This window comes from Streptomyces chattanoogensis (genome assembly GCF_001294335.1).
Lineage (GTDB): Bacteria > Actinomycetota > Actinomycetes > Streptomycetales > Streptomycetaceae > Streptomyces > Streptomyces chattanoogensis.
Genome location: NZ_LGKG01000145.1, coordinates 26,213 through 45,894, shown reverse-complemented (window position 1 = coordinate 45,894; position 19,682 = coordinate 26,213). Strand labels below are relative to the sequence as shown.

Here is a 19,682-nt window from a genome sequence, read left to right as displayed (position 1 = left end):
CCTTATGCAGCTGCAGCAGCTCCGCTACTTCACGGCCGTCGCGGACACCCGCCACTTCACCCGCGCCGCCGAACGCGAACATGTCGCCCAGCCCTCCCTCTCCCAGCAAATCCGGTCCCTGGAACGGGAGTTGGGCGCCGAACTCTTCCATCGCGCCCGCGGCCACATCACCCTCACCGACGCCGGCGAGACCCTGCTGCCCTTCGCCCGCCGCATCCTCGCCGACACCGAGACCGCCCGCCGCGAGGTCCAGGAGGTCGCCCAGCTCCGCCGCGGCCGGCTCCGCCTCGGCGCCCCGCCCAGCCTCTGCGCCAGCCTCGTCCCCGACGTCCTGAGCGCCTTCCACGCCGCCTACCCGGGCGTCGACCTGATCGTCACCGAGGACGGCTCCCAGGACCTCGTCCGCGCCCTGGCCGACGGCGAACTCGACCTCGCCCTGATCATCACCCCGCTCCCGGTCCAGGCCCCCGCCCTGGCCACCTCCGACCTCCTGCGCGAGGAACTGGTGGTGGTCTCCGCCCCGGACCGCCCCGCCCCCGTGGGCGCCCGCCGCACCCGCATCCGCGTCGAGGACCTCCGCGGCCGCCCCCTCGCCATGTTCCGCCGCGGCTACGACCTGCGGGAATTCACCACCGCGGCCTGCCGGGCGGCCGGCTTCGAACCCACCTTCACCGTGGAGGGCGGCGAGATGGACGCGGTCCTCGGCTTCGTACGCGCCGGACTCGGCATCGCCGTCGTACCGAGCATGGTCGCCGAACGCTCCGGACTCCGCGTCACCCGCTTCGCCACCCCCGGCATGCACCGCGTCGTCTCGGTCGCCCACCGCGGCGACGTCTCCCCGCCCCGCGCCGCACGCGAACTGCAGCGGATCCTGATGGAACACCTGGAAGCCTGACGCCGGCGGCCCCTCGGGCTTCCCGCCAGATGCCCAGCCGTCAGATGCCCAGCCGGTCAGATACCCAGCTTCGCCGCCAGCAGCCGGTCCGCGGCCTCCTTGTCCCCCTCCACCTCCACATCGGCCTTCTCCTGCCGGCCGAACGCGAACATCGTCAGCTCGCCCGGCTCCCCGGTGACCGTCACCACGGGCGTGCCACGGTGCGCCACCGCCGTCTGCCCGTCCGGCCGCCGCAGCACCAGCCCCACCGGCGACTTGCGCCCCAGCACCCGCGCCGCCCGCTCCAGCCGCGTCCACAGCGCATCGGCGAAGACCGGGTCCAGCTCCCGCGGACTCCACTCCGGCTGCGCCCGCCGCACATCCTCGGCGTGGACATAGAACTCCACGGTGTTGGACGCCTCGTCGATCGGCTTCAGCGCGAACGGCGACATCGCCGGCGGCCCGGAACGGATCAGCTGGATCAGTTCCTCGTACGGCTTGGCCGCGAACTCCGCCTGCACCCGCTCCAGCCGCGCCGCCAGCGGCTTGATCACCAGCCCGGCCGCCGCATCCGCGCGCCGGTCACGGACCACCACATGTGCGGCCAGATCCCGCGCCGTCCAGTTCTCGCACAGGGTCGGCGCCTCGGGTCCCGCGCTCTCCAACAGATCGGCCAGAAGGAGCCGTTCACGCTTCGCATGGGTCGACATACGGCCACCCTACGACCGGGTCCCGCGCACTGCCACGAGGCCGCACTCACCGCCCGAGTGACATCACCACCAGGACGGTTCCCACGACCACCGCCGCCAGGAACACCGAGACCAGCACCCGGATCGCCACCCGCGCCACCCGGTCCGGATCCGGCGGCGGGGGCGGCTGCTGCTGCGGACACATAGGAGCAGCATGCATCACGCCACGTGCCGTAAGGAGCGACGCCGTGCCACGTGCCGTGAAGAGCCACGCCGTGCCACGTGCCGTGAAGAGCCACGCCGTGCCACGTGCCGTGCGGGAGTTGGCCGCACATGAAGAGTGACGCCGAAAGGGGTGACTCCGTAAGGAGTGACGGCAACGACGCCACAACGGCCCGCGCCACCACCTCACCACAGCGCACCGCATGACGGCACAATGGAGCCATGACCAGCAGCCACACCAGCAACCTGGACCCCGCCATCACGGCCCGCCTCAAGCGCACCGCCGACGGCCTGGTCCCCGCCATCGCCCAGCAGTACGACACCGGCGAGGTGCTGATGCTCGGCTGGATGGACGACGAGGCCCTGCACCGCACGCTCACCACCGGCCGCGGCACCTACTGGTCCCGCAGCCGCCAGGAGTACTGGGTCAAGGGCGACACCTCCGGCCACGTCCAGCACGTCAAGTCCGTGGCCCTGGACTGCGACGCCGACACCCTCCTCATCAAGGTCGACCAGGTCGGCGCGGCCTGCCACACCGGCGACCGCACCTGCTTCGACGCGGACGTGCTGCTCACACAGGACTGACCGGAACCGACCAGGACGGCTCGGTCCCCTCTCCCGTCACACCACCCCCTTCACCCCCTGTCCCGTCACACTATGTGACGAACCGGCGGCGATTCGCGGGGATCCGGGAACGCATCACGCTCCGTCATCGTTGCCGAGACAGAGGAAGCGGCACGGGAGGCGGACCGACAGGAGGCGGACGGCGGCGCCGGTGGTTTCCGACAGAAGGCCGGCAGCACGGGAGGCGACATCCGCATCCGCGGACCACCAGCCGGACGCGCACCGCGCACCGCGCTGATCACTACTAGGATCCGACGCCATGACCACGGGAACCACCGGCACCGCGACTCCGAATCTCGAGAACTTCCGCACCCTCGCGAAGGACCGCCGGGTCATCCCGGTCACCAGGCGGCTCCTCGCCGACGGCGACACCCCGGTCGGCCTGTACCGCAAGCTCGCCGCCGAACGCCCGGGCACCTTCCTGCTCGAATCCGCGGAGAACGGCCGCACGTGGTCGCGGTACTCGTTCATCGGCGTCCGCAGCGCCGCGACGCTCACCACCCGCGACGGCCAGGCTCACTGGCTGGGCACCCCGCCCGTCGGCGTGCCCACCGGCGGCGACCCGCTGGCCGCGCTGCGCGCCACCGTCGAGGCGCTGCACACCCCGCACGACCTGGTCGAGGGCGCGGGGCTGCCGCCGTTCACCGGCGGCATGGTCGGCTACCTCGGGTACGACATCGTGCGCCGCCTGGAGAAGATCGGCGACAGCACCCGGGACGACCTCCGGCTGCCCGAGCTGACCATGCTGCTCACCTCCGACCTCGCGGTCCTCGACCACTGGAACGGCACGGTCCTGCTGATCGCCAACGCGATCAACCACAACGACCTCGAGACCGGCGTCGACGAGGCGTACGCGGACGCGGTGGCCCGGCTGGACGCCATGGCCTACGACCTGGCCCGCCCCGCGCCCGCGAGCGCCGCGGCGCTGCCGCCGTCCGAGGTGCCGCCGTACACCGCCGAGTGGGGCGGCCCCGCGTTCCAGGAGGCCGTCGAGGACGTCAAGGAGCGCATCCGGGCCGGCGAGGCCTTCCAGGTGGTGCCCTCGCAGCGGTTCGAAACCCCTTGTACGGCAAGCGCGTTGGACGTCTACCGGGTGCTGCGGGCGACCAACCCCAGCCCGTACATGTACCTCTTCCGCTTCGAGAGCGCCGACGGCCCGGACGGCGCGGGCTTCGACGTCGTCGGCTCCAGCCCCGAGGCGCTGGTCAAGGTCGAGGGCGGCAGGGCGATGGTGCACCCCATCGCCGGCACCCGGCCGCGCGGTGCGACGGTCCAGGAGGACCAGGCGCTCGCCGACGAGCTGATGGCCGACCCCAAGGAGCGTGCCGAGCATCTGATGCTCGTCGACCTGGGCCGCAACGACCTCGGCCGGGTCTGCGAGCCGGGCAGCGTCGAGGTCGTCGACTTCATGTCCGTCGAGCGCTACAGCCATGTCATGCACATCGTGTCGACGGTGACGGGGACGGTGGCGGACGGCCGTACCGCCTTCGACGTGCTCACCGCCTGCTTCCCGGCGGGCACCCTCTCCGGCGCGCCCAAGCCCCGCGCCATGCAGATCATCGAGGAGCTGGAGCCGACCCGGCGCGGACTGTACGGCGGCTGTGTCGGCTATCTGGACTTCGCCGGCGACTCCGATACGGCCATCGCCATCCGTACGGCGCTGCTGCGGGACGGCACCGCCTACGTCCAGGCGGGCGCCGGGATCGTCGCCGACTCCGACCCGCTCGCCGAGGACACGGAGTGCCGCAACAAGGCGGCGGCGGTGCTGCGGGCCGTGCATACCGCCAACCACCTGGGGAAGTAACCGCGGCGTGTGTTCCACCGGGCGGGACCCGGCCAACGGCTCCTGCCCCGGCCCAGCCCGCCGCGGGGTGCCCTGCGGCGGGCTGCGATAGTGATACACGTGAGTGCCGCAGCCGCATCCCAGACCCCCACCGACGCCGCGCCCGCAACGTCCGCGACGCCCGCAGCGACCGGCGGCGCCAGGCGAAGTCTCGCCCTGGCGCTGCTGTCCGGCGCGGCCGGCGCCGGGCTCACGCTGCTGGCCGCGAGCCGGACCTGGGCCACCGGCACCGCGGTCCTGGCCCAGGGCGCACTGCCGCGCAGCGTGACCGGCAGCGATGTGACCGGTGTGCCCGGCGCGCTGGCCGTCGTCGGGCTCGCCGCCCTGGTCGCCGTCTTCGCCGTCCGCCGGGCCGGCCGGATCGCCGTCGCGGCCCTGCTCGCGCTCAGCGGCCTGGGCATCGCCGTCGCCTCGGCGCTCGGCAACGCCGACACCTCGGCACTGCGTGAGAAGGCCGCCACCGCGGTCGGTCTGGCGGGCACCGATGTGCATCACGTCACGCACACCCTCTGGCCGTGGGCGACCGCGGCCGGCGGCCTGCTGCTGCTGGCCGCCGGGCTGCTCGCCCTGGTCCGCGGCCGCCACTGGCCCGCGATGTCGGGGAAGTACGAGCGCACCCCGGGCGGCGCCCGCGGTCCCCGGCGCGCGCAGACGCCCCCGGATCTGGACCGCCCGGAGGAGATCTGGAAGTCCCTGGACCGCGGCGAGGACCCCACCCGGTAACGGTGCCCCGCCCGGCATCGGTGACAATGGACGACGATTACCGCGCCCGGACCCCGGCGCGAGAGAGCAACGAGGAGCACTCATGTCGAGCAGTGGCCACGGACACACCCCCGCCGCCTGGACCGGCGTCATCATCTCGTTCATCGGCTTCTGCGTCGCCGGAGCCTTCATGGTCCTGGGGAACGTGCCCGGCATGGTCGCAGGCTTCGTCCTGATCGGGCTCGGCGCGCTGGCCGGCGGCATCATGCACATGGCGGGCATGGGCTCGGTGCCCAAGGGCTCCGCCAAGCCCGTCGCCGCCAAGGCACAGCCCCAGGAGAGCTGACCGCCGGGCGGGACCACCAACGGCTCCCGCCCCGGCCCAGCCCGCCGCGGGGGCCCCGTACGGCGGCCGAGAAGCTGCGCCTTCGCGCATTGCGCCGCACCATGGGGGCGTGACCGATCCCGTGGCCGAAGCCCGGATGGCGGGCGGCCTGCCGCGCCGGCTCGCGGCGCCGCTGGGCACCGCCGCGGCCGCCGCCGCGGCCTTCGCCCTGGTCGGCGCCGTCGACCCCGGCGAGCCCGGCCACTACCCCGTCTGCCCGCTGCTGCACCTCACCGGCATCTACTGCCCGGCCTGCGGCGGCCTCCGCAGCGCCCACGCCGTCGCGCACGGTGACCTCGCCGCCGCCCTCCACGCCAACGCCCTCGCGGTGGCCGGCTACGCCGCCTTCGCGGCCTTCTGTGCCCTCTGGCTCGTGCGCGCGGCCCTCGGCCGCCGCACCCCCGGCCCGCGGCCCGCCCCCGTCCACTGGTGGGCGCTCGGCGGCCTGCTGCTGGCCTTCACCGTCGTCCGCAACCTCCCCTTCGGCGCCGGACTGATCCCCCTCGGCGCCGGTCCGACGCCATGACCGGCCGCCCGTCCGGGGACTTCCGGACACCGCCCTTTGTCCAGGTGGTGGGACCGCCGTCAACCGGATGCGGGACCTGCGCCCCATGGCGGATACCATCGGAGTGCCTGATGAGACGGCACCCCGTACGGAACGTCGTACAACACCTCGTACCGGGGGTCACCGTCCGCCCCCACCCCTCGAGAAGGAGGCCGCTCGCGTGAGTGTGCTCGACGAGATCATCGACGGAGTCCGCGCCGACCTCGCAGAGCGGCAGGCACGCGTCAGCCTCGACGAGCTCAAGGAGCGGGCCCGGAAGGCACGCCCGGCCAAGGACGGCGTGGCGGCCCTCAAGGGCGAGAACGTCACGGTGATCTGCGAGGTCAAGCGCTCCAGCCCCTCCAAGGGCGCGCTCGCCGCGATCGCCGACCCGGCGGGGCTGGCCGCCGACTACGAAGCGGGCGGCGCCGCCGTCATCTCCGTCCTCACCGAACAGCGCCGGTTCGGCGGCTCGCTGGCCGACCTGGAAGCGGTCCGCGCCAAGGTCGACATCCCCGTCCTGCGCAAGGACTTCATCGTCACCGCCTACCAGCTGTGGGAGGCCCGCGCGTACGGCGCCGACCTCGCCCTGCTGATCGTCGCCGCGCTGGAGCAGCCCGCGCTGGTCTCGCTGATCGAGCGGGCCGAGTCGATCGGCCTGACGCCGCTGGTCGAGGTGCACGACGAGGAGGAGGTCGCCCGCGCGGTGGACGCCGGCGCCCGGATCATCGGCGTCAACGCCCGTGATCTGAAGACCCTCGAGGTCGACCGCGGCAACTTCGCCCGGGTCGCCCCCGAGATCCCCGACCACATCGTCAAGATCGCCGAGTCCGGCGTCCGCGGCCCGCACGACCTGATCGCCTACGCCAACGACGGTGCGGACGCGGTCCTGGTCGGCGAGTCCCTGGTCACCGGCAAGGACCCCAGGACCGCGGTCGCCGACCTGGTCGCCGCGGGCTCCCACCCGGCGATCCGGCACGGCCGGTCCTGAGGCCCGGACCGTCGGCAGACACGGCCTCGCAGACACCCCGACCGACACGGCAGAGACGACAGCAGCGACAGACATGACCGCCACCGCCGCAGGCATCCGCCGCCCGGCCCGGGGAGTGCACCCGGGTCCGGCAGGCGTGCGCGCCGCGGCGGGGGCCGCCCGCGTCCCGTACCCCGCGCTGAGCCGCGGATGCCGGCCGCGCGGCTGCCGGGCGCCCGCGCGGCGGGTGCACGGACGGCGGGTCCGGTACCACATCGGGTCCGAACCGGGACAGATCAACGGCAGGCGATGGCGACCGGAGCGGAACGCGCGCTGACGCGCCGCCCTCCCCGCCACGGAGCGATCCGCCGCCGAGCGGTCCGCCACCGGCAGGGGAACCCGCCGCGGAACAGGTCCCCGTTCTTCCACCGAACCGGTACCAGTCGTTCCGCGTCGTCGGCGACCCCGCGTCCTGCGCGCCGCCTACCGTGATGTCCCCGTTCCATATATCCCGACATACCCGGACTTCCGGGGCGAGAGCCCCGGACTAGGAGTGCCTCAGATGTCCTCCGAGTTCTTCCTTCCCGACCCCGAGGGCCAAGTGCCCAGCCCCTCGGGCTACTTCGGCGCCTTCGGCGGCAAGTTCATCCCCGAAGCGCTGGTCGCCGCGGTCGACGAGGTCGCCGCCGAATACGAAAAGGCCAAGGCGGACCCCGCGTTCGCCGCCGAGCTGGACGACCTGCTGGTCAACTACACCGGGCGCCCCAGCGCGCTCACCGAGGTGCCGAGGTTCGCCGAACACGCCGGCGGGGCCCGGGTGTTCCTCAAGCGCGAGGACCTCAACCACACCGGCTCACACAAGATCAACAACGTGCTGGGCCAGGCGCTGCTCACCAAGCGGATGGGCAAGACCCGGGTCATCGCCGAGACCGGCGCCGGCCAGCACGGCGTCGCCACCGCCACCGCCTGCGCCCTCTTCGGCCTCGAGTGCACCATCTACATGGGCGAGGTCGACACCAAGCGCCAGGCCCTCAACGTCGCCCGGATGCGGATGCTCGGCGCCGAGGTCATCGCCGTCAAGTCCGGCAGCCGCACCCTCAAGGACGCCATCAACGAGGCGTTCCGCGACTGGGTCGCCAACGTCGACCGCACGCACTACCTCTTCGGCACGGTCGCCGGCCCGCACCCCTTCCCCGCCCTGGTCCGCGACTTCCACCGCGTCATCGGCGTCGAGGCCCGCCGCCAGATCCTCCAGCGCGCCGGCCGCCTCCCGGACGCCGCCCTCGCCTGCGTCGGCGGCGGCTCCAACGCCATCGGCCTCTTCCACGCCTTCCTGGGCGACGAAGGGGTCCGCCTGATCGGCTGCGAGCCCGGCGGCCACGGCATCGAGACCGGCGAGCACGCCGCCACCCTCACCGAGGGCACCCCCGGCATCCTCCACGGCTCCCGCTCGTACGTCCTCCAGGACGAGGACGGCCAGATCACCGAGCCGTACTCCATCTCGGCCGGCCTGGACTACCCCGGCATCGGCCCCGAGCACGCCTACCTCAAGGACACCGGCCGCGCCGAATACCGCGCCGTCACCGACGACGAGGCGATGCGCGCACTGCGGCTGCTGTCGCAGACCGAGGGCATCATCCCGGCCATCGAGAGCGCCCACGCCCTGGCCGGCGCCCTCGAGGCCGGCCGCGAGCTGGGCCCCGACGGCCTGCTGCTGGTCAACCTCTCCGGCCGCGGCGACAAGGACATGGACACCGCCGCCCGCTACTTCGGGCTGTACGACGACAAGGGCGAGGCCGACGTGAACGGCGCCGTACAGCCGACCGGCGAGGGGGAGAAGTGATGGCAGGCAACGTGGAACTCCTGAACTCCGTGCTGGCCCAGGCCCGCACCGAGAACCGCGCGGCCCTCGTCGGCTACCTCCCGGCCGGCTTCCCGACCGTCGACGGCGGCATCCGCGCCATGACCGAAATGCTGGACGGCGGCTGCGACATCGTCGAGGTCGGCCTCCCGCACAGCGACCCGGTCCTGGACGGCCCCGTCATCCAGACCGCCGACGACATCGCCCTGCGCGGCGGCATCAAGACCGTCGACGTCATCCGCACGGTCCGCGAGGTGCACGCCGCCACCGGAGCGCCGGTGCTGTGCATGACGTACTGGAACCCCGTCGACGCCTACGGCGTCGAGCGCTTCGCCGCCGACCTCGCCGAGGCGGGCGGCGCCGGCTGCATCCTGCCCGACCTGCCGGTCGAGGAGTCCGAGGTATGGCGCAAGGCCGCCGCGCAGCACGGCCTCGCCACCGTCTTCGTGGTCGCGCCGAGCAGCCGCGACGCACGCCTCGCCAAGATCACCGCGGCCGGCACCGGCTTCGTCTACGCCGCGTCCCTGATGGGCGTCACCGGCACTCGTGAGTCCGTCGGCCGCGAGGCACAGGACCTGGTGGACCGCACCCGCGCCACCACCACTCTGCCGGTGTGCGTCGGGCTAGGCGTCTCCAACGCCGAACAGGCCGCCGAGGTCGCCCAGTTCGCGGACGGCGTGATCGTCGGATCGGCGTTCGTCAAGCGGCTGCTGACCGCGGACGGCGACATTGACGCCGGTCTGACCGGGGTCCGCGCCCTGGCCGGCGAGCTGGCCGAAGGCGTACGCAAGCGCACCTGACGCCGCTCGCGGACGCGGAACCGCCCTCGGGAGCTGTCCTCCGATAGGGCGAACATCGGTGCGGAGGGGTGCGGCGGCGCCCCTCCGCTTCGTTGTCCAGGGACGTGAACCAGAATCATGACGCAAAGCGCAGCGCCCGCGAGCGGCTGCACGCACAACGGGCCAAGGACCAGGCCCGCGCCCGGCGCAGCCGCCAGGCGATCGTCGCCGGATCGGTGGTGGCGGCGCTGGCGATCGCCGGCGGCATCGGCGTCTGGGCCTCGATGTCCGGCGGCGGCGGAAACAGCACGGACAACGAATCCGCCCGCCCCCGGCAGGCCAGCGGCGGCGACAAGCCCGCCATCCCCGTAGGCGCCCTGGACGCCCCCTCCACCCTCACGGTGTGGGAGGACTTCCGCTGCCCCGCCTGCCGCCAGTTCGAGACCGGCTTCCGCCCCGTCCTCCACGAACTCGAGGACTCCGGCCACCTCAAGACCGAATACCACCTCGTCACGATCATCGACGGCAACACCGGCGGCAAGGGCTCCCTCAGGGCCGCCAACGCCGCGCTCTGCGCCCAGGACGCCGGCCGGTTCCGCGAGTACCACGACGTGCTCTACGCCCACCAGCCGCCCGAGCAGCAGGACAAGTTCGCCGACAACCGGCACCTCCTCCAGCTCGCCGAAAAGGTCAAGGGACTGCCGTCCGCCGCCTTCACCAAGTGCGTCAACGACGGCCGCTACGAAGGCTTCGTGGAGAAGTCCAACACCGCCTTCGCCGGCTCCGGATTCCAGGGCACCCCCACCGTCCTGCTCAACGGCAAGGACCTCTCGAAGGAAAAGGGCGGCCGCTTCACCGCCGCGGACCTGAAGAAGACGGTGCTCGCCGCCAACAAGGGCAAGCAGCCCGGCAAGCCCCAGACGCCCCCGCAGGCATCACAGACACCCGAGACGTCACAGACACCGAAGACGTCCCGGCCGGAGTCGCAGCCGGCGACCGGAACCCCACAGCAGCCGCAGCCGAGCGCCTCGCCCTCGTAGCACGCGTGCCCGGCAGCGCCCACGACCCCGGACACCCAGCGTCATCGCGCGATACGCCAGGGTCGTTACGCAGCCGTAGCCGGGTGTGGTTGTCGCCGACCCCGCCCGGCGCGGTAGCGTCGTCCCTGCCATGGACCTCGCATTCATTCCCAGCCCGTCGGTCGGCGTCGTACACCTCGGCCCGATCCCGCTGCGCGGCTACGCGTTCTGCATCATCATCGGCGTCTTCGTCGGCGTCTGGCTCGGCAACAAGCGCTGGATCCAGCGCGGCGGCCGCTCCGGAACGGTCGCGGACATCGCGGTGTGGGCGGTGCCCTTCGGACTCGTCGGCGGACGCCTCTACCACGTCATCACGACGCCCGAGCCGTACTTCGGCAAGGACGGCCACCTCATCGACGCCCTCAAGGTGTGGCAGGGCGGCCTCGGCATCTGGGGCGCGGTCGCGCTCGGTGCGGTGGGCGCCTGGATCGGCTGCCGCCGCCGCGGAATCCCGCTGCCCGCCTACGCCGACGCGCTGGCCCCGGGCCTCGCCATCGGCCAGGCGATCGGCCGCTGGGGCAACTGGTTCAACCAGGAGCTGTACGGCAAGCCCACCGATCTGCCCTGGGCGCTGGAGATCAGCCCCGACCCGGCCATCGGACGCATCGGCGGCACCTACCACCCGACCTTCCTCTACGAGTGCCTGTGGTGCCTGGGCGTCGCCGCCCTGGTGATCTGGGCCGACAAGCGCTTCCGGCTCGGCCACGGACGGGCCTTCGCCCTGTACGTCGCCGCCTACTGCGCGGGCCGCGGCTGGATCGAGTACATGCGGGTCGACGAGGCGCACCACATCCTGGGCCTGCGGCTGAACGTCTGGACCTCGCTGATCGTCTTCGTCCTGGCCGTCGTCTACATGGTGGTCTCCGCCAGGAAGGCCCCGGGCCGCGAAGCGGTCGTCGAGCCGGGGGCGCAGCTCGCGGAGGGCGAGGATGCCGACGGCGAGAGCGCCGACGGTGCCGACACCGCCGGTGACAAGGTGTCCGTCGAGAAGCCCGCGGCGGAGAAGTCCGCAGGGAAGACCGAGGCGAAGGGCGACGACGCGCCGGAGAAGGATGCACCCGGCGACGCCGAGGCCGAGAAGGCCGAGGACGACGACCCGGCGGATGCCGACTCGCCCGCCGGCAGCGGCGGCACCAAGAAGCCCTGACACGGCAGACGATCACCACAGCGCCGGGCGGCCCCGATACGGCATCGGGGCCGCCCGGCCCTTTGCTGTACGAAGCCGGGCCCGGCAACGGGTGCACGCCGACCCGCCGACCACCCACCGCAACCGACAACGGCTCCTGCCCCGCTCAACCACGCCGTACGGCGCGCGCCAGCGCCAGCACCCGCCGCGCCCCCGCCACCACCGCCGCATCCACGAACCGCCCGTCCGGCAGCGCCAGCGCCCCCGCCCCCGCCGCCCCCACGACCTCCTGCGCCGCCTCGATCTCCGCCGCCGACGGAAGATAAGCCGCCTCGATCACCGGCAGCTGCCGCGGATGGATCGCCGCCCGGCCCCAGAAACCCAGGTCCCGGCCCTGCGCACAGGACCGCGCCAGCCCGTCCGTATCGCGTACGTCCGGATGGACCGACTGCGCCGGCGGCGCCAGACCGGCCGCCCGCGCCGCGACCACCGCCCGGCTGCGCGGCCAGGCCAGCCCCGCCTCGTCCCGCACCCCCAGCTCCGCCCGCAGATCCGCCTCGCCGAGCGCGAGCCCGCGCAGCGCGGGGTGCGCCGTGGCGATGGCGAAGGCGTGCTCGATACCGAGCGCCGACTCCAGCAGGGCATACAGGGCGAGCCGCTCGGACCCCCCGCCGTCGCCCGCCCAGACGGTGGCCCGGTGGACATCGGCCGGCCCCTGCACCTTGGGCAGCCGCAGCCCCGCCAGGCCCGGCAGCCCGGCCAGGGTACGGATCTCGGTCTCCGCGAGCGGCCCGTCGAGCGCATTGACACGCACATGGACCGGCGGGCCGCAACCCCCGCCCGGCGCCGCATCGGCCAGCAGCTCGGCGGTGGCGCGCAGCGCGTACTCCTTGCGGTCCCCGGCGACCGCGTCCTCCAGATCGACGACGACCACATCCGCCCCGCAGCGCAGCGCCTTGGCGACCGTATCCGGCCGGTCGCCGGGCACATACAGCCAGGTCAGGGGAGGAGCATCCGCGGCCTCCGGACACCTCACAGCGCGCCCGCCGCCCGCAGCCCCGCGATCTCGGCACCGGTCATCCCCAGCCCGGCCAGCACCTCGTCGGTGTCCGCGCCGTGCGGGCGGCCCGCCCAGCGGATGGCGCCGGGCGTCTCGGACAGCCGGAAGAGCACGTTCTGCATCCGTACCGTGCCGAGCTCGTCGTCCGGAACCTCGGTGACCGATTCCAGCGCCTGGTACTGCGGGTCCGCCAGCACATCACGGACGTCATGGACCGGCGCGACGGCCGCCTCGGCCGCCTCGAAAGCGGCGAGCACCTCGTCCCGGCCGCGCCGGGCGATCCAGCCGCCGACCGCCGCATCCAGCTCATCGGCGTGCCGGGCACGCCCCGCACCGGTGGCGAACCAGGGCTCGCCGATCAGCTCCGGCCGCCCGACCAGCCGCATCACCCGCTCCGCGATGGACTGCGCCGACGTGGACACCGCCACCCAGGACCCGTCGGCGGTGCGATAGGTGTTGCGGGGCGCGTTGTTGGTGGAGCGGTTGCCGGTCCGCGGCTGGACATAGCCGAGCTGGTCGTACCAGACGGGATGCGGGCCGACCACGGTCAGCATCGGCTCGATGATCGCCATGTCCACGACCTGGCCCCGCCCGGTGGCATCCCGTCCGCGCAGCGCGGCCATCACCGCATACGAGGTGGTGAGCGCGGCGACGGAGTCGGCGAGGCCGAACGGCGCCAGCGTCGGCGGCCCGTCCGGCTCCCCGGTGAGCGCGGCGAACCCGCTCATCGCCTCGGCCAGGGTCCCGAACCCCGGACGCCGGGCGTACGGCCCGAACTGCCCGAAACCGGTGACCCGGGCCAGCACCAGCCGCGGATTGGCGGCGGACAGCTCCGGCCAGCCCAGACCCCATTTCTCGAGCGTCCCGGGCCGGAAGTTCTCGATGACGACATCCGCATCCGCGGCGAGCCGCAGCAGCACCTCCCGCCCGCCCGGCGTGGACAGGTCCAGCGTCATCGTCCGCTTGTTGCGGCCGAGCAGCTTCCACCACAGGCCGACGCCGTCCTTGGCGGGCCCGTGGCCGCGCGCCGGGTCGGGCCGCCGCGGATGCTCGACCTTGATCACCTCGGCGCCGAAGTCCCCCAGCATCGTGGCGGCGAGCGGACCGGCGAACAGCGTGGCGAGGTCGAGCACGCGCAGCCCGGCCAGGGGCCCGGACGGTGCGGGCTGCGGGGGCAGGCGATCGTACAGGGGGGTCAGCGAGGGGTCGGTCATGGTGCGGATGCCTCCGGTCGGTCAACGGTCCTGCGGTCAGAGGTCGTTCGTCCGACGTCGTACGTGCCACGTCCTTCGTCCGACGTCGTACGGTCGGGCCTACGGGCGAGGGGCTCGGACGGTGAGAGCGGCGGTGCGCCGGGCGAGGGTGTCGAAGCCGATACCGTCCAGCCCGCCGACGGACGTCGCCAGCCGGTTGCGCAGCGGCGCGGTCCAGCGGCGGGGGAGCGCGGCGGGGGCGCCCGCGAGCAGCCCGGCCAGCGCTCCGGCGGTCGCGCCGTTGGAGTCGGTGTCCCAGCCCCCGGACACCGCACGGCAGACGGCACCGCTGAACTCCCCGTCGGCGTGCGTGAGCGCGGCGGCCAGCAGCGCGGCGTTCGGCACGGCATGCACCCAGTGGTGGTGGCCGTAGGCGCCGTGCAGCCGGTCGACGACGGCCCGGAAACCCTCCGCCGTACCCGTCGGCTCGTCCCGCGCCGCCGCGATACCGAAGCGGACCGCACGGGCGAACCGCGACCGCACGGGAATCACCGCCAGCCCGGCCCGCAGCGCACCGTGCACATCCGCCCGGCCGCCCGCCGCCTCCGCCGTCGCGGCGGCCACGAACATCGCCCCGTACACCCCGTTCGCCGTATGACTGAGCGTGGCGTCCCGCCAGGCCTGAGCCGCCGCGGCCGCCGGGTCACCCGGATGCGTCCACCCGTACACGTCCGCGCGGATCCCCGCCCCGATCCACTCCCGGAACGGATTGCGGTACCGCGCGGTGCCCGGCGGCTCGATACCGTCCAGAAGATTGCGGTACGCGATCCGCTCGGCGGTGAAGGTACGGCCGGCCGGCAGCTCGTCCAGCCACAGCCGCGCCACATCGCCGGTGCCGAAGCCATGACCGTGCCGTTCGAGCAACAGCAGCCCGAGCAACGGGTAGTTGAGATCGTCGTCCTCCGGCATGCCGTCGATGTTCTCGGCGAGCGAGGTGGTGCTGCTGCGGCGGTTCCAGGGGTAGCGGGCGGCGAGCGACGGATCGAGCCCGGCCGCGGTGAAATACGAGGCCAGCGGCCAGTTCCCGGTCGCACGGGCGAGCGCGCGGATACCGTCGAGGGGCAGCTTCTCGACCGGCTTGCCGAGCAGACAGCCGACCGCCCGCCCGAGCCAGGCCGCTTCGAGACGGCAGGCCACAGCAGCCTGACTGCCCATCAATTCATGCCTCTCAGGCGGCCATTGAGGACACTTCGCCACGATCTCCGTCAGCCCCGTCGGCTCGTCCTCACTCAACGGGCTGGTCAGCAGGGCGAGTTCATCGAGCAGCCGCTCCGCGAGCGGGCGCAGCGACGGGTCCGAGGGGACCGCGGACGCACCGGCCCTCTCGGGCGCCGGCGCACCCCCCGCCGCCCGCCACCGCCGCGCGATCCCGTCCGCCTCCCGCCCGTCCTCGGCCGCCTGCCGCAGCTCATGCCCGACCAGATCCTCGGGCTGCACCCACGTCACCCGGAGCGGGGGCGCGGCCACCGCCGTGCCCATGATCAGGCCCCCGTGAGGGCCGCGAACGCCTGCTCATGAGCCCGGCGGCGGGCCCGGTCGCGGGCGAACACCTCGCGGGTGACGGCGGCCAGCGCCGCCGCCGGGGCATGCAGATCGAGACGGCTGGCGCGGGCGACCTCCGTACTCCATTCCGCCGGCACCGCCGCCGAGCCGTGCAGCGCGCCCGCGATCGCGCCGCTCATCGTCGCGATGGAGTCACAGTCCCGGCCGTAGTTGACCGACCCCAGCACCGTGGTACGGAAATCGCCGCCGCAGGCCACCAGCATGCCCAGCGCGACCGGGAGCTCCTCGATGGCGTGCAGCCGCGAGGGGCGGCGGGCGCCCAGTGACGGGTTGCGGTAATCGGGGCCGACGGTGTCGAACGGAGCGACGGCCGCGCGCAGCGGTGCCAGCGCGGACTCGAAGCCGGTGTGCGCGGCGGCCGCATCGCACACCGCCTCGACCGCGGCGCGGGTGCCGTCCTTGGCGAGCCGCAGCGCATGGCCCACGACCGAGGCCACCGTGGCGTCCGGCGCGAACGCGGCGGCCACGGCGGCGGCGAAGACCCCCGCCGCCTCCAGCCCGTACGAGGACTGATGGGCACCGGCGACATCCAGCGCCTCCGCGTACGCCCGGTCCGGATGACCGGCGTTGACGACACCGACCGGCGCCATGTACATCGCCGCACCGCAGTTGACGATATTGCCGACGCCCGCCTCACGCGGGTCGATGTGCCCGTAATGCAGCCGCGCCACCAGCCACTTCTCGGCGAGGAAGATCCGGTGCAGCGGCAGCGCCTCGTCCTCCAGCTCGGGGATCCAGCGCGGTGTGCCGATCAGGTCCGGTACGAGATGGTCGGCGATGTCGAAGGCGTCGAGATGGTCGCGCACCTTCTCGTAGACCCGGACCAGCGCATGGGTCATCAGGGTGTCGTCGGTGACATGGCCGTCGCCCTTGTGGAACGGCGCGATGGGGCGCGCGGTGCGCCAGTCCTCGTGGAACGGCCCGACGATGCCGCCGACCCGGCCGCCGTGCCGGGCCACGATCTGCTCCGGCGTCCACCCCTCGACGGGCCCGCCGAGCGCGTCACCGACGGCGGCGCCGACCAGACACCCGGCCGCCCGGTCCTCCAGGGGCGCGACCGTCTCCTCTGCGAGGGGTTCCTCCGGCTCTGCGAGGGGTTCCTCCGGCGGGGCGGCCTGCATCGTGTTCGTCATGTGCGGGTAGTTCCTTCCACGGTTGCGGGGGCGAGAGCGGGAGCGGGGCGGTGGGGGATCAGGGGCCGGTCGGTGGTGAGAGGTGAGTGGAGAGCGGTGAGTGGAGATCAGGGGCGGTCGGTGGTGGGTGGTGATGGGGGCGGGTGAACGGCGCGCAGTGACGGCAGGACGGCGCGAAGTTGCAGAAAGTGACGACCCGGGAACTCATCACTCTCCGTAATTCGTTGCCGAGAAAGAGGAGGAGGCGGCGGGGGCGGCAGGCCCGGCAGCGGCGGCGTGCACGCCTGGCACACTCGGACCCGCCGGCACACCCGGTCCGCCGGGCACAGCCGGTCCGCCGGGCACAGCGGGGTGGCGGGTGCCCAGCTCCGTACCGGCGAGCAGCCCCGCCAGCTCGACGAGATCGGTGCCGGCCAGCCGCGGCAGCGCGCAGCCCGACAGCACCCGGCAGGCGTCGCGCCAGCTCCGCGGCAGCCCGCCGGCGCCGCCGAGCGCGCCGGTCAGCGCCCCGGCGAGGGCGGGCGCGGAGTCGGCGACGCGCGAGAGACAGGCGGCGGCGGGCACGGCCTCGGAGACCCGGCCGCCGCCCGCGAGGGCCAGGGCGAGAGCCACGGGCACGGTCTCGGCGGCGGCGATGCCGTAGCTGTAGACATGGTCGACGATCTCGTGCTCCAGGACGGGGACCAGCGCAAAGGCGCTGCCGGGCCGGCCCGCCCGGCAGGTGTCGGTGGCCGGGTCGCCGGCGGCGGTCCGGCCGGTGGTCGCGGCTGCCCCCGCGGCCGCCCCCGGGGCCGGGGCCGCGCCGCCGTCGGCGGTCGCGCCGCGGGCGAGAGCGAGGGCGTGCAGGGCGTTGCGGCGGATCTCGGTGCCCTCGGGGAGCTCGGCGAGGGCCGCGTCCACGCAGGCGTCCACCGGCGCCCCGCCCAGCGCCGCCGCGACCGCCGCGGCCATGGCGCGGGCGCCGTGCACCCCGTCGCCGTCCTGGGTGTAGCGCGCGTCGTACTCGGCCAGCTCGGCCGCCGCGGCCGGTTCACCCGGACAGACCACGGCCAGGACGGCGGCCCGTACGCAGGCCGCGTCGTCGAAATAGTGCGGGTTGTCGTGTCCGGTGGCGGGCGGGCGCAGGCCGGCGGCGAGGTTGCCGAGCCCGGCCCGTACGGAGATCCGGGCGCGCAGCGGCAGCACCGCGGACTCCACCTCGGGCGCGCGGTCGGCGGCCGCGGCGATCTCGCCGGCCAGTGCGTTCCAGGCCAGGTCGAGCGCGGCCCGCATCCGGTGGTCCCGGCCCAGGTCGCTGAGGTGCGCGCCCGAGGCCGTGAGCACCGACCCGGCGGTGAAGGCCGCCCACTCGGCGTCGTCGGACGGGCCCAGCCGCAGCGGTTCGGGGGGCTGGTTCAGGGCGATGGGGACCGGCAGCGTGGTGGTGGCGTTCTGCTCGGCGAAGGTGTCCAGCTCCCGGGTCAGCCGCCGGGTCCACTCGGGCATCCGCGCCGCCCGGTGCCGGGCCGCGGGCCATCCGGCGGCGTCCCCGGCGGCCAGTCCGAGGAGCAGGCCCTCGATGCGGTCACGGGCCGTGGGGGTGTGGTCGTGGACCGTGGGGGTGTGGTCGTGGGCCGTGGGGGTGTGGTCGTGGGCTGTGGGAGCGTGGTCGTGGGCCGTGGGGGCGTGTTCATGGGGCGTGGGGGTGCGGTCGTGGGTGGTCGAGGTGAGGCCACAGGTCGAGGTGAGGCCACCGGTCGTGGTGAGGCCACCGGCTGCGGGCTCACCGGGCGCGCTCATCCGGCCGCCTCGGCCTTCGCGCCCCCGGCGATCCCGGCGGCCCCGGCGCTCGCCCCCGCAGCCACGCCGGCGCCCCCGCCCGCGGCCGGCCCGGCGCTCGCTCCAGCGGCCACGCCGGCTCCCTCACCCGTGTCCGCCCCGGCGCCCGCCACCCCGGCCACCCCGACGTGCGCGCACCGGGCCACCCCGGCGCTCGCCGCCGTAGCCGCCCCGGCACCTGCACCCGCCGCCCCCAGCAGTTCCGCGATGTCCAGGACGTGGTAGCCCGCCATCGGGGGCAGGCAGCTGCCGCGGGCCGGGCCGATGGCGGCTGCCCAGGCGGCGGGGATCGCTCCGGCGCCGCCCAGGGCGCCGGAGAGGGCACCCGCCACCGCGGCCGTGGTGTCGGCGTCGCGGCCCATGTTGACGGCGGTCAGGACCGAGCGGCGGAAATCGCCGTCGGCGGCGGCGAACGCCCCGAAGGCCAGGCCGACCGCCTCGGGGGCCAGGTCCGTCCAGGGGTAGCCGCCGACGACGACCGCGGAGCGCACTGCCCGCTCGGTGCCGAGCCGGGTGATGCCGGGGTCGTGCCGGGAGCGCTGGGCGGCGCCGACCGCGCGGCGCAGCGAGCGGGCGGTCCAGGAGTCCTCGGGGACGACGGAGAGCGCGGCGGCGATCACTGCGTCGGTGGAGCGGGTGACCATGGCGGTGGCGACCCCGGCGGCCACCGCCCGGCCGCCGTAGATCCCCTCGCCGTCGTGGCTGACCGTGCCGTCGATGGCGACCAGCCGCGCGGCCTCGGCGGGGCGCCCGGCCGCGAACACCCCGAAGGGCGCGGCGCGCATCGCCAGGCCGTCGCTCCAGGCGTGCCGGTGCTGTGCGGAGATGGGGGCGGCGAGGCCGCGGCGGAGATTCTCGAGGGTGCCGCGTTCGCTGAAGCCGGCGCCGCGGAAGGGGCCCTCGTCGCGGTCGGCGATCCACCGGTGCCAGGCGGCCTCGACATGGGCGACGGTGAGGGACGAGCCGTGCGCGGCGAGCAGCAGCCCGGAGAAGATCGCGTACTCGGTGTCGTCGGTACCGGCCGGATCGTCCTCGACGAAGCCCTCGATACGGCCCCAGCGGCGGCGGATCTGCGAGGGCTTCATGTTCTCCGCGGGGGCGCCGAGCGCATCGCCGACCGCGAGCCCGAGCATCGCCCCGCGGGCCCGGGCACGCCC

Annotated in this window: 20 protein-coding genes; 12 read left to right on the top strand and 8 right to left on the bottom strand. The window is 74.2% G+C overall.

The genetic code is table 11. The features are described 5' to 3' along the window. Nucleotides 1-4 precede the first annotated feature (4 nt). Nucleotides 5-895, top strand: a complete 891-nt coding sequence (locus ADL29_RS22690) for a LysR family transcriptional regulator (RefSeq protein ID WP_046928535.1) — start codon at nt 5-7, stop codon at nt 893-895. Nucleotides 896-951: 56 nt separating this feature from the next. Here ADL29_RS22690 and ADL29_RS22685 read toward each other — a convergent pair whose 3' ends face one another. After that, nucleotides 952-1,584 carry a TIGR03085 family metal-binding protein gene (locus ADL29_RS22685; RefSeq protein WP_053925453.1) on the bottom strand — a complete coding sequence of 211 codons (633 nt, stop codon included), beginning with the start codon at nt 1,582-1,584 and terminating at the stop codon, nt 952-954. Nucleotides 1,585-1,630: 46 nt separating this feature from the next. Beyond that, a complete protein-coding gene (locus ADL29_RS43610) occupies nt 1,631-1,768 on the bottom strand; it encodes a hypothetical protein (RefSeq protein ID WP_157878551.1) in 138 nt (45 codons plus the stop codon). 239 nt (nt 1,769-2,007) lie between these two features. On the opposite strand from ADL29_RS43610, the gene hisI reads away from it, so the two are divergent. The 11 genes from hisI to lgt all read left to right on the top strand — a co-directional run bounded on the left by hisI (nt 2,008) and on the right by lgt (nt 11,719). Continuing rightward, nucleotides 2,008-2,370: a phosphoribosyl-AMP cyclohydrolase gene (gene hisI / locus ADL29_RS22680; RefSeq protein WP_053925452.1), complete on the top strand. Its 363-nt coding sequence runs from the start codon at nt 2,008-2,010 to the stop codon at nt 2,368-2,370. Nucleotides 2,371-2,668: 298 nt separating this feature from the next. Continuing rightward, nucleotides 2,669-4,213, top strand: coding sequence for an anthranilate synthase component I (locus tag ADL29_RS22675; protein WP_053925451.1), 1,545 nt, complete (start codon nt 2,669-2,671; stop codon nt 4,211-4,213). A 99-nt stretch (nt 4,214-4,312) separates the two neighbouring features. Next, complete coding sequence (locus tag ADL29_RS22670) at nt 4,313-4,975, top strand: TIGR02234 family membrane protein (RefSeq protein WP_053925450.1); 663 nt, start codon at nt 4,313-4,315, stop codon at nt 4,973-4,975. A gap of 82 nt (nt 4,976-5,057) precedes the next feature. Then, entirely contained in the window at nt 5,058-5,300 is a 243-nt protein-coding gene (locus tag ADL29_RS22665) for an HGxxPAAW family protein (RefSeq protein ID WP_046928540.1), read from the top strand. 136 nt (nt 5,301-5,436) lie between these two features. Beyond that, nucleotides 5,437-5,865 carry a DUF2752 domain-containing protein gene (locus tag ADL29_RS22660; protein ID WP_046931346.1) on the top strand — a complete coding sequence of 143 codons (429 nt, stop codon included), beginning with the start codon at nt 5,437-5,439 and terminating at the stop codon, nt 5,863-5,865. A gap of 199 nt (nt 5,866-6,064) precedes the next feature. Continuing rightward, entirely contained in the window at nt 6,065-6,874 is an 810-nt protein-coding gene (gene trpC, locus ADL29_RS22655; RefSeq protein ID WP_046928541.1) for an indole-3-glycerol phosphate synthase TrpC, read from the top strand. 73 nt (nt 6,875-6,947) lie between these two features. Continuing rightward, a complete protein-coding gene (gene trpM, locus ADL29_RS45435) occupies nt 6,948-7,190 on the top strand; it encodes a tryptophan biosynthesis modulator TrpM (RefSeq protein WP_244319211.1) in 243 nt (80 codons plus the stop codon). Nucleotides 7,191-7,415: 225 nt separating this feature from the next. Then, entirely contained in the window at nt 7,416-8,696 is a 1,281-nt protein-coding gene (gene trpB / locus ADL29_RS22650) for a tryptophan synthase subunit beta (protein WP_046928542.1), read from the top strand. Continuing rightward, nucleotides 8,696-9,514 carry a tryptophan synthase subunit alpha gene (trpA, locus tag ADL29_RS22645; RefSeq protein ID WP_053925449.1) on the top strand — a complete coding sequence of 273 codons (819 nt, stop codon included), beginning with the start codon at nt 8,696-8,698 and terminating at the stop codon, nt 9,512-9,514. Before trpB ends, trpA begins: the two co-directional genes overlap by 1 nt. Before the next feature lie 104 nt (nt 9,515-9,618). Further along, the gene (locus tag ADL29_RS22640; protein ID WP_053925448.1) at nt 9,619-10,533 is read left to right on the top strand and encodes a DsbA family protein; all 915 of its coding nucleotides are present in this window, start codon (nt 9,619-9,621) and stop codon (nt 10,531-10,533) included. A 130-nt stretch (nt 10,534-10,663) separates the two neighbouring features. Continuing rightward, nucleotides 10,664-11,719 carry a prolipoprotein diacylglyceryl transferase gene (gene lgt / locus ADL29_RS22635; RefSeq protein WP_053925447.1) on the top strand — a complete coding sequence of 352 codons (1,056 nt, stop codon included), beginning with the start codon at nt 10,664-10,666 and terminating at the stop codon, nt 11,717-11,719. Between the two features lie 145 nt (nt 11,720-11,864). On the opposite strand, the gene ADL29_RS22630 is transcribed toward lgt, so the two are convergent. The 6 genes from ADL29_RS22630 to ADL29_RS22605 all read right to left on the bottom strand — a co-directional run bounded on the left by ADL29_RS22630 (nt 11,865) and on the right by ADL29_RS22605 (nt 19,658). Beyond that, nucleotides 11,865-12,686: an HpcH/HpaI aldolase/citrate lyase family protein gene (locus tag ADL29_RS22630; RefSeq protein WP_245689592.1), complete on the bottom strand. Its 822-nt coding sequence runs from the start codon at nt 12,684-12,686 to the stop codon at nt 11,865-11,867. Between the two features lie 44 nt (nt 12,687-12,730). Beyond that, the gene (locus ADL29_RS22625; protein ID WP_078971204.1) at nt 12,731-13,972 is read right to left on the bottom strand and encodes a CaiB/BaiF CoA transferase family protein; all 1,242 of its coding nucleotides are present in this window, start codon (nt 13,970-13,972) and stop codon (nt 12,731-12,733) included. Between the two features lie 99 nt (nt 13,973-14,071). Next, a complete protein-coding gene (locus ADL29_RS22620; RefSeq protein ID WP_053925444.1) occupies nt 14,072-15,490 on the bottom strand; it encodes an ADP-ribosylglycohydrolase family protein in 1,419 nt (472 codons plus the stop codon). Between the two features lie 2 nt (nt 15,491-15,492). Then, nucleotides 15,493-16,707: an ADP-ribosylglycohydrolase family protein gene (locus tag ADL29_RS22615; RefSeq protein WP_053925443.1), complete on the bottom strand. Its 1,215-nt coding sequence runs from the start codon at nt 16,705-16,707 to the stop codon at nt 15,493-15,495. A 207-nt stretch (nt 16,708-16,914) separates the two neighbouring features. Beyond that, complete coding sequence (locus ADL29_RS22610; protein WP_245689591.1) at nt 16,915-18,486, bottom strand: ADP-ribosylglycohydrolase family protein; 1,572 nt, start codon at nt 18,484-18,486, stop codon at nt 16,915-16,917. After that, nucleotides 18,483-19,658: an ADP-ribosylglycohydrolase family protein gene (locus tag ADL29_RS22605; RefSeq protein WP_053925442.1), complete on the bottom strand. Its 1,176-nt coding sequence runs from the start codon at nt 19,656-19,658 to the stop codon at nt 18,483-18,485. The genes ADL29_RS22610 and ADL29_RS22605 overlap by 4 nt, the downstream gene beginning before the upstream one ends. Nucleotides 19,659-19,682 lie beyond the last annotated feature (24 nt).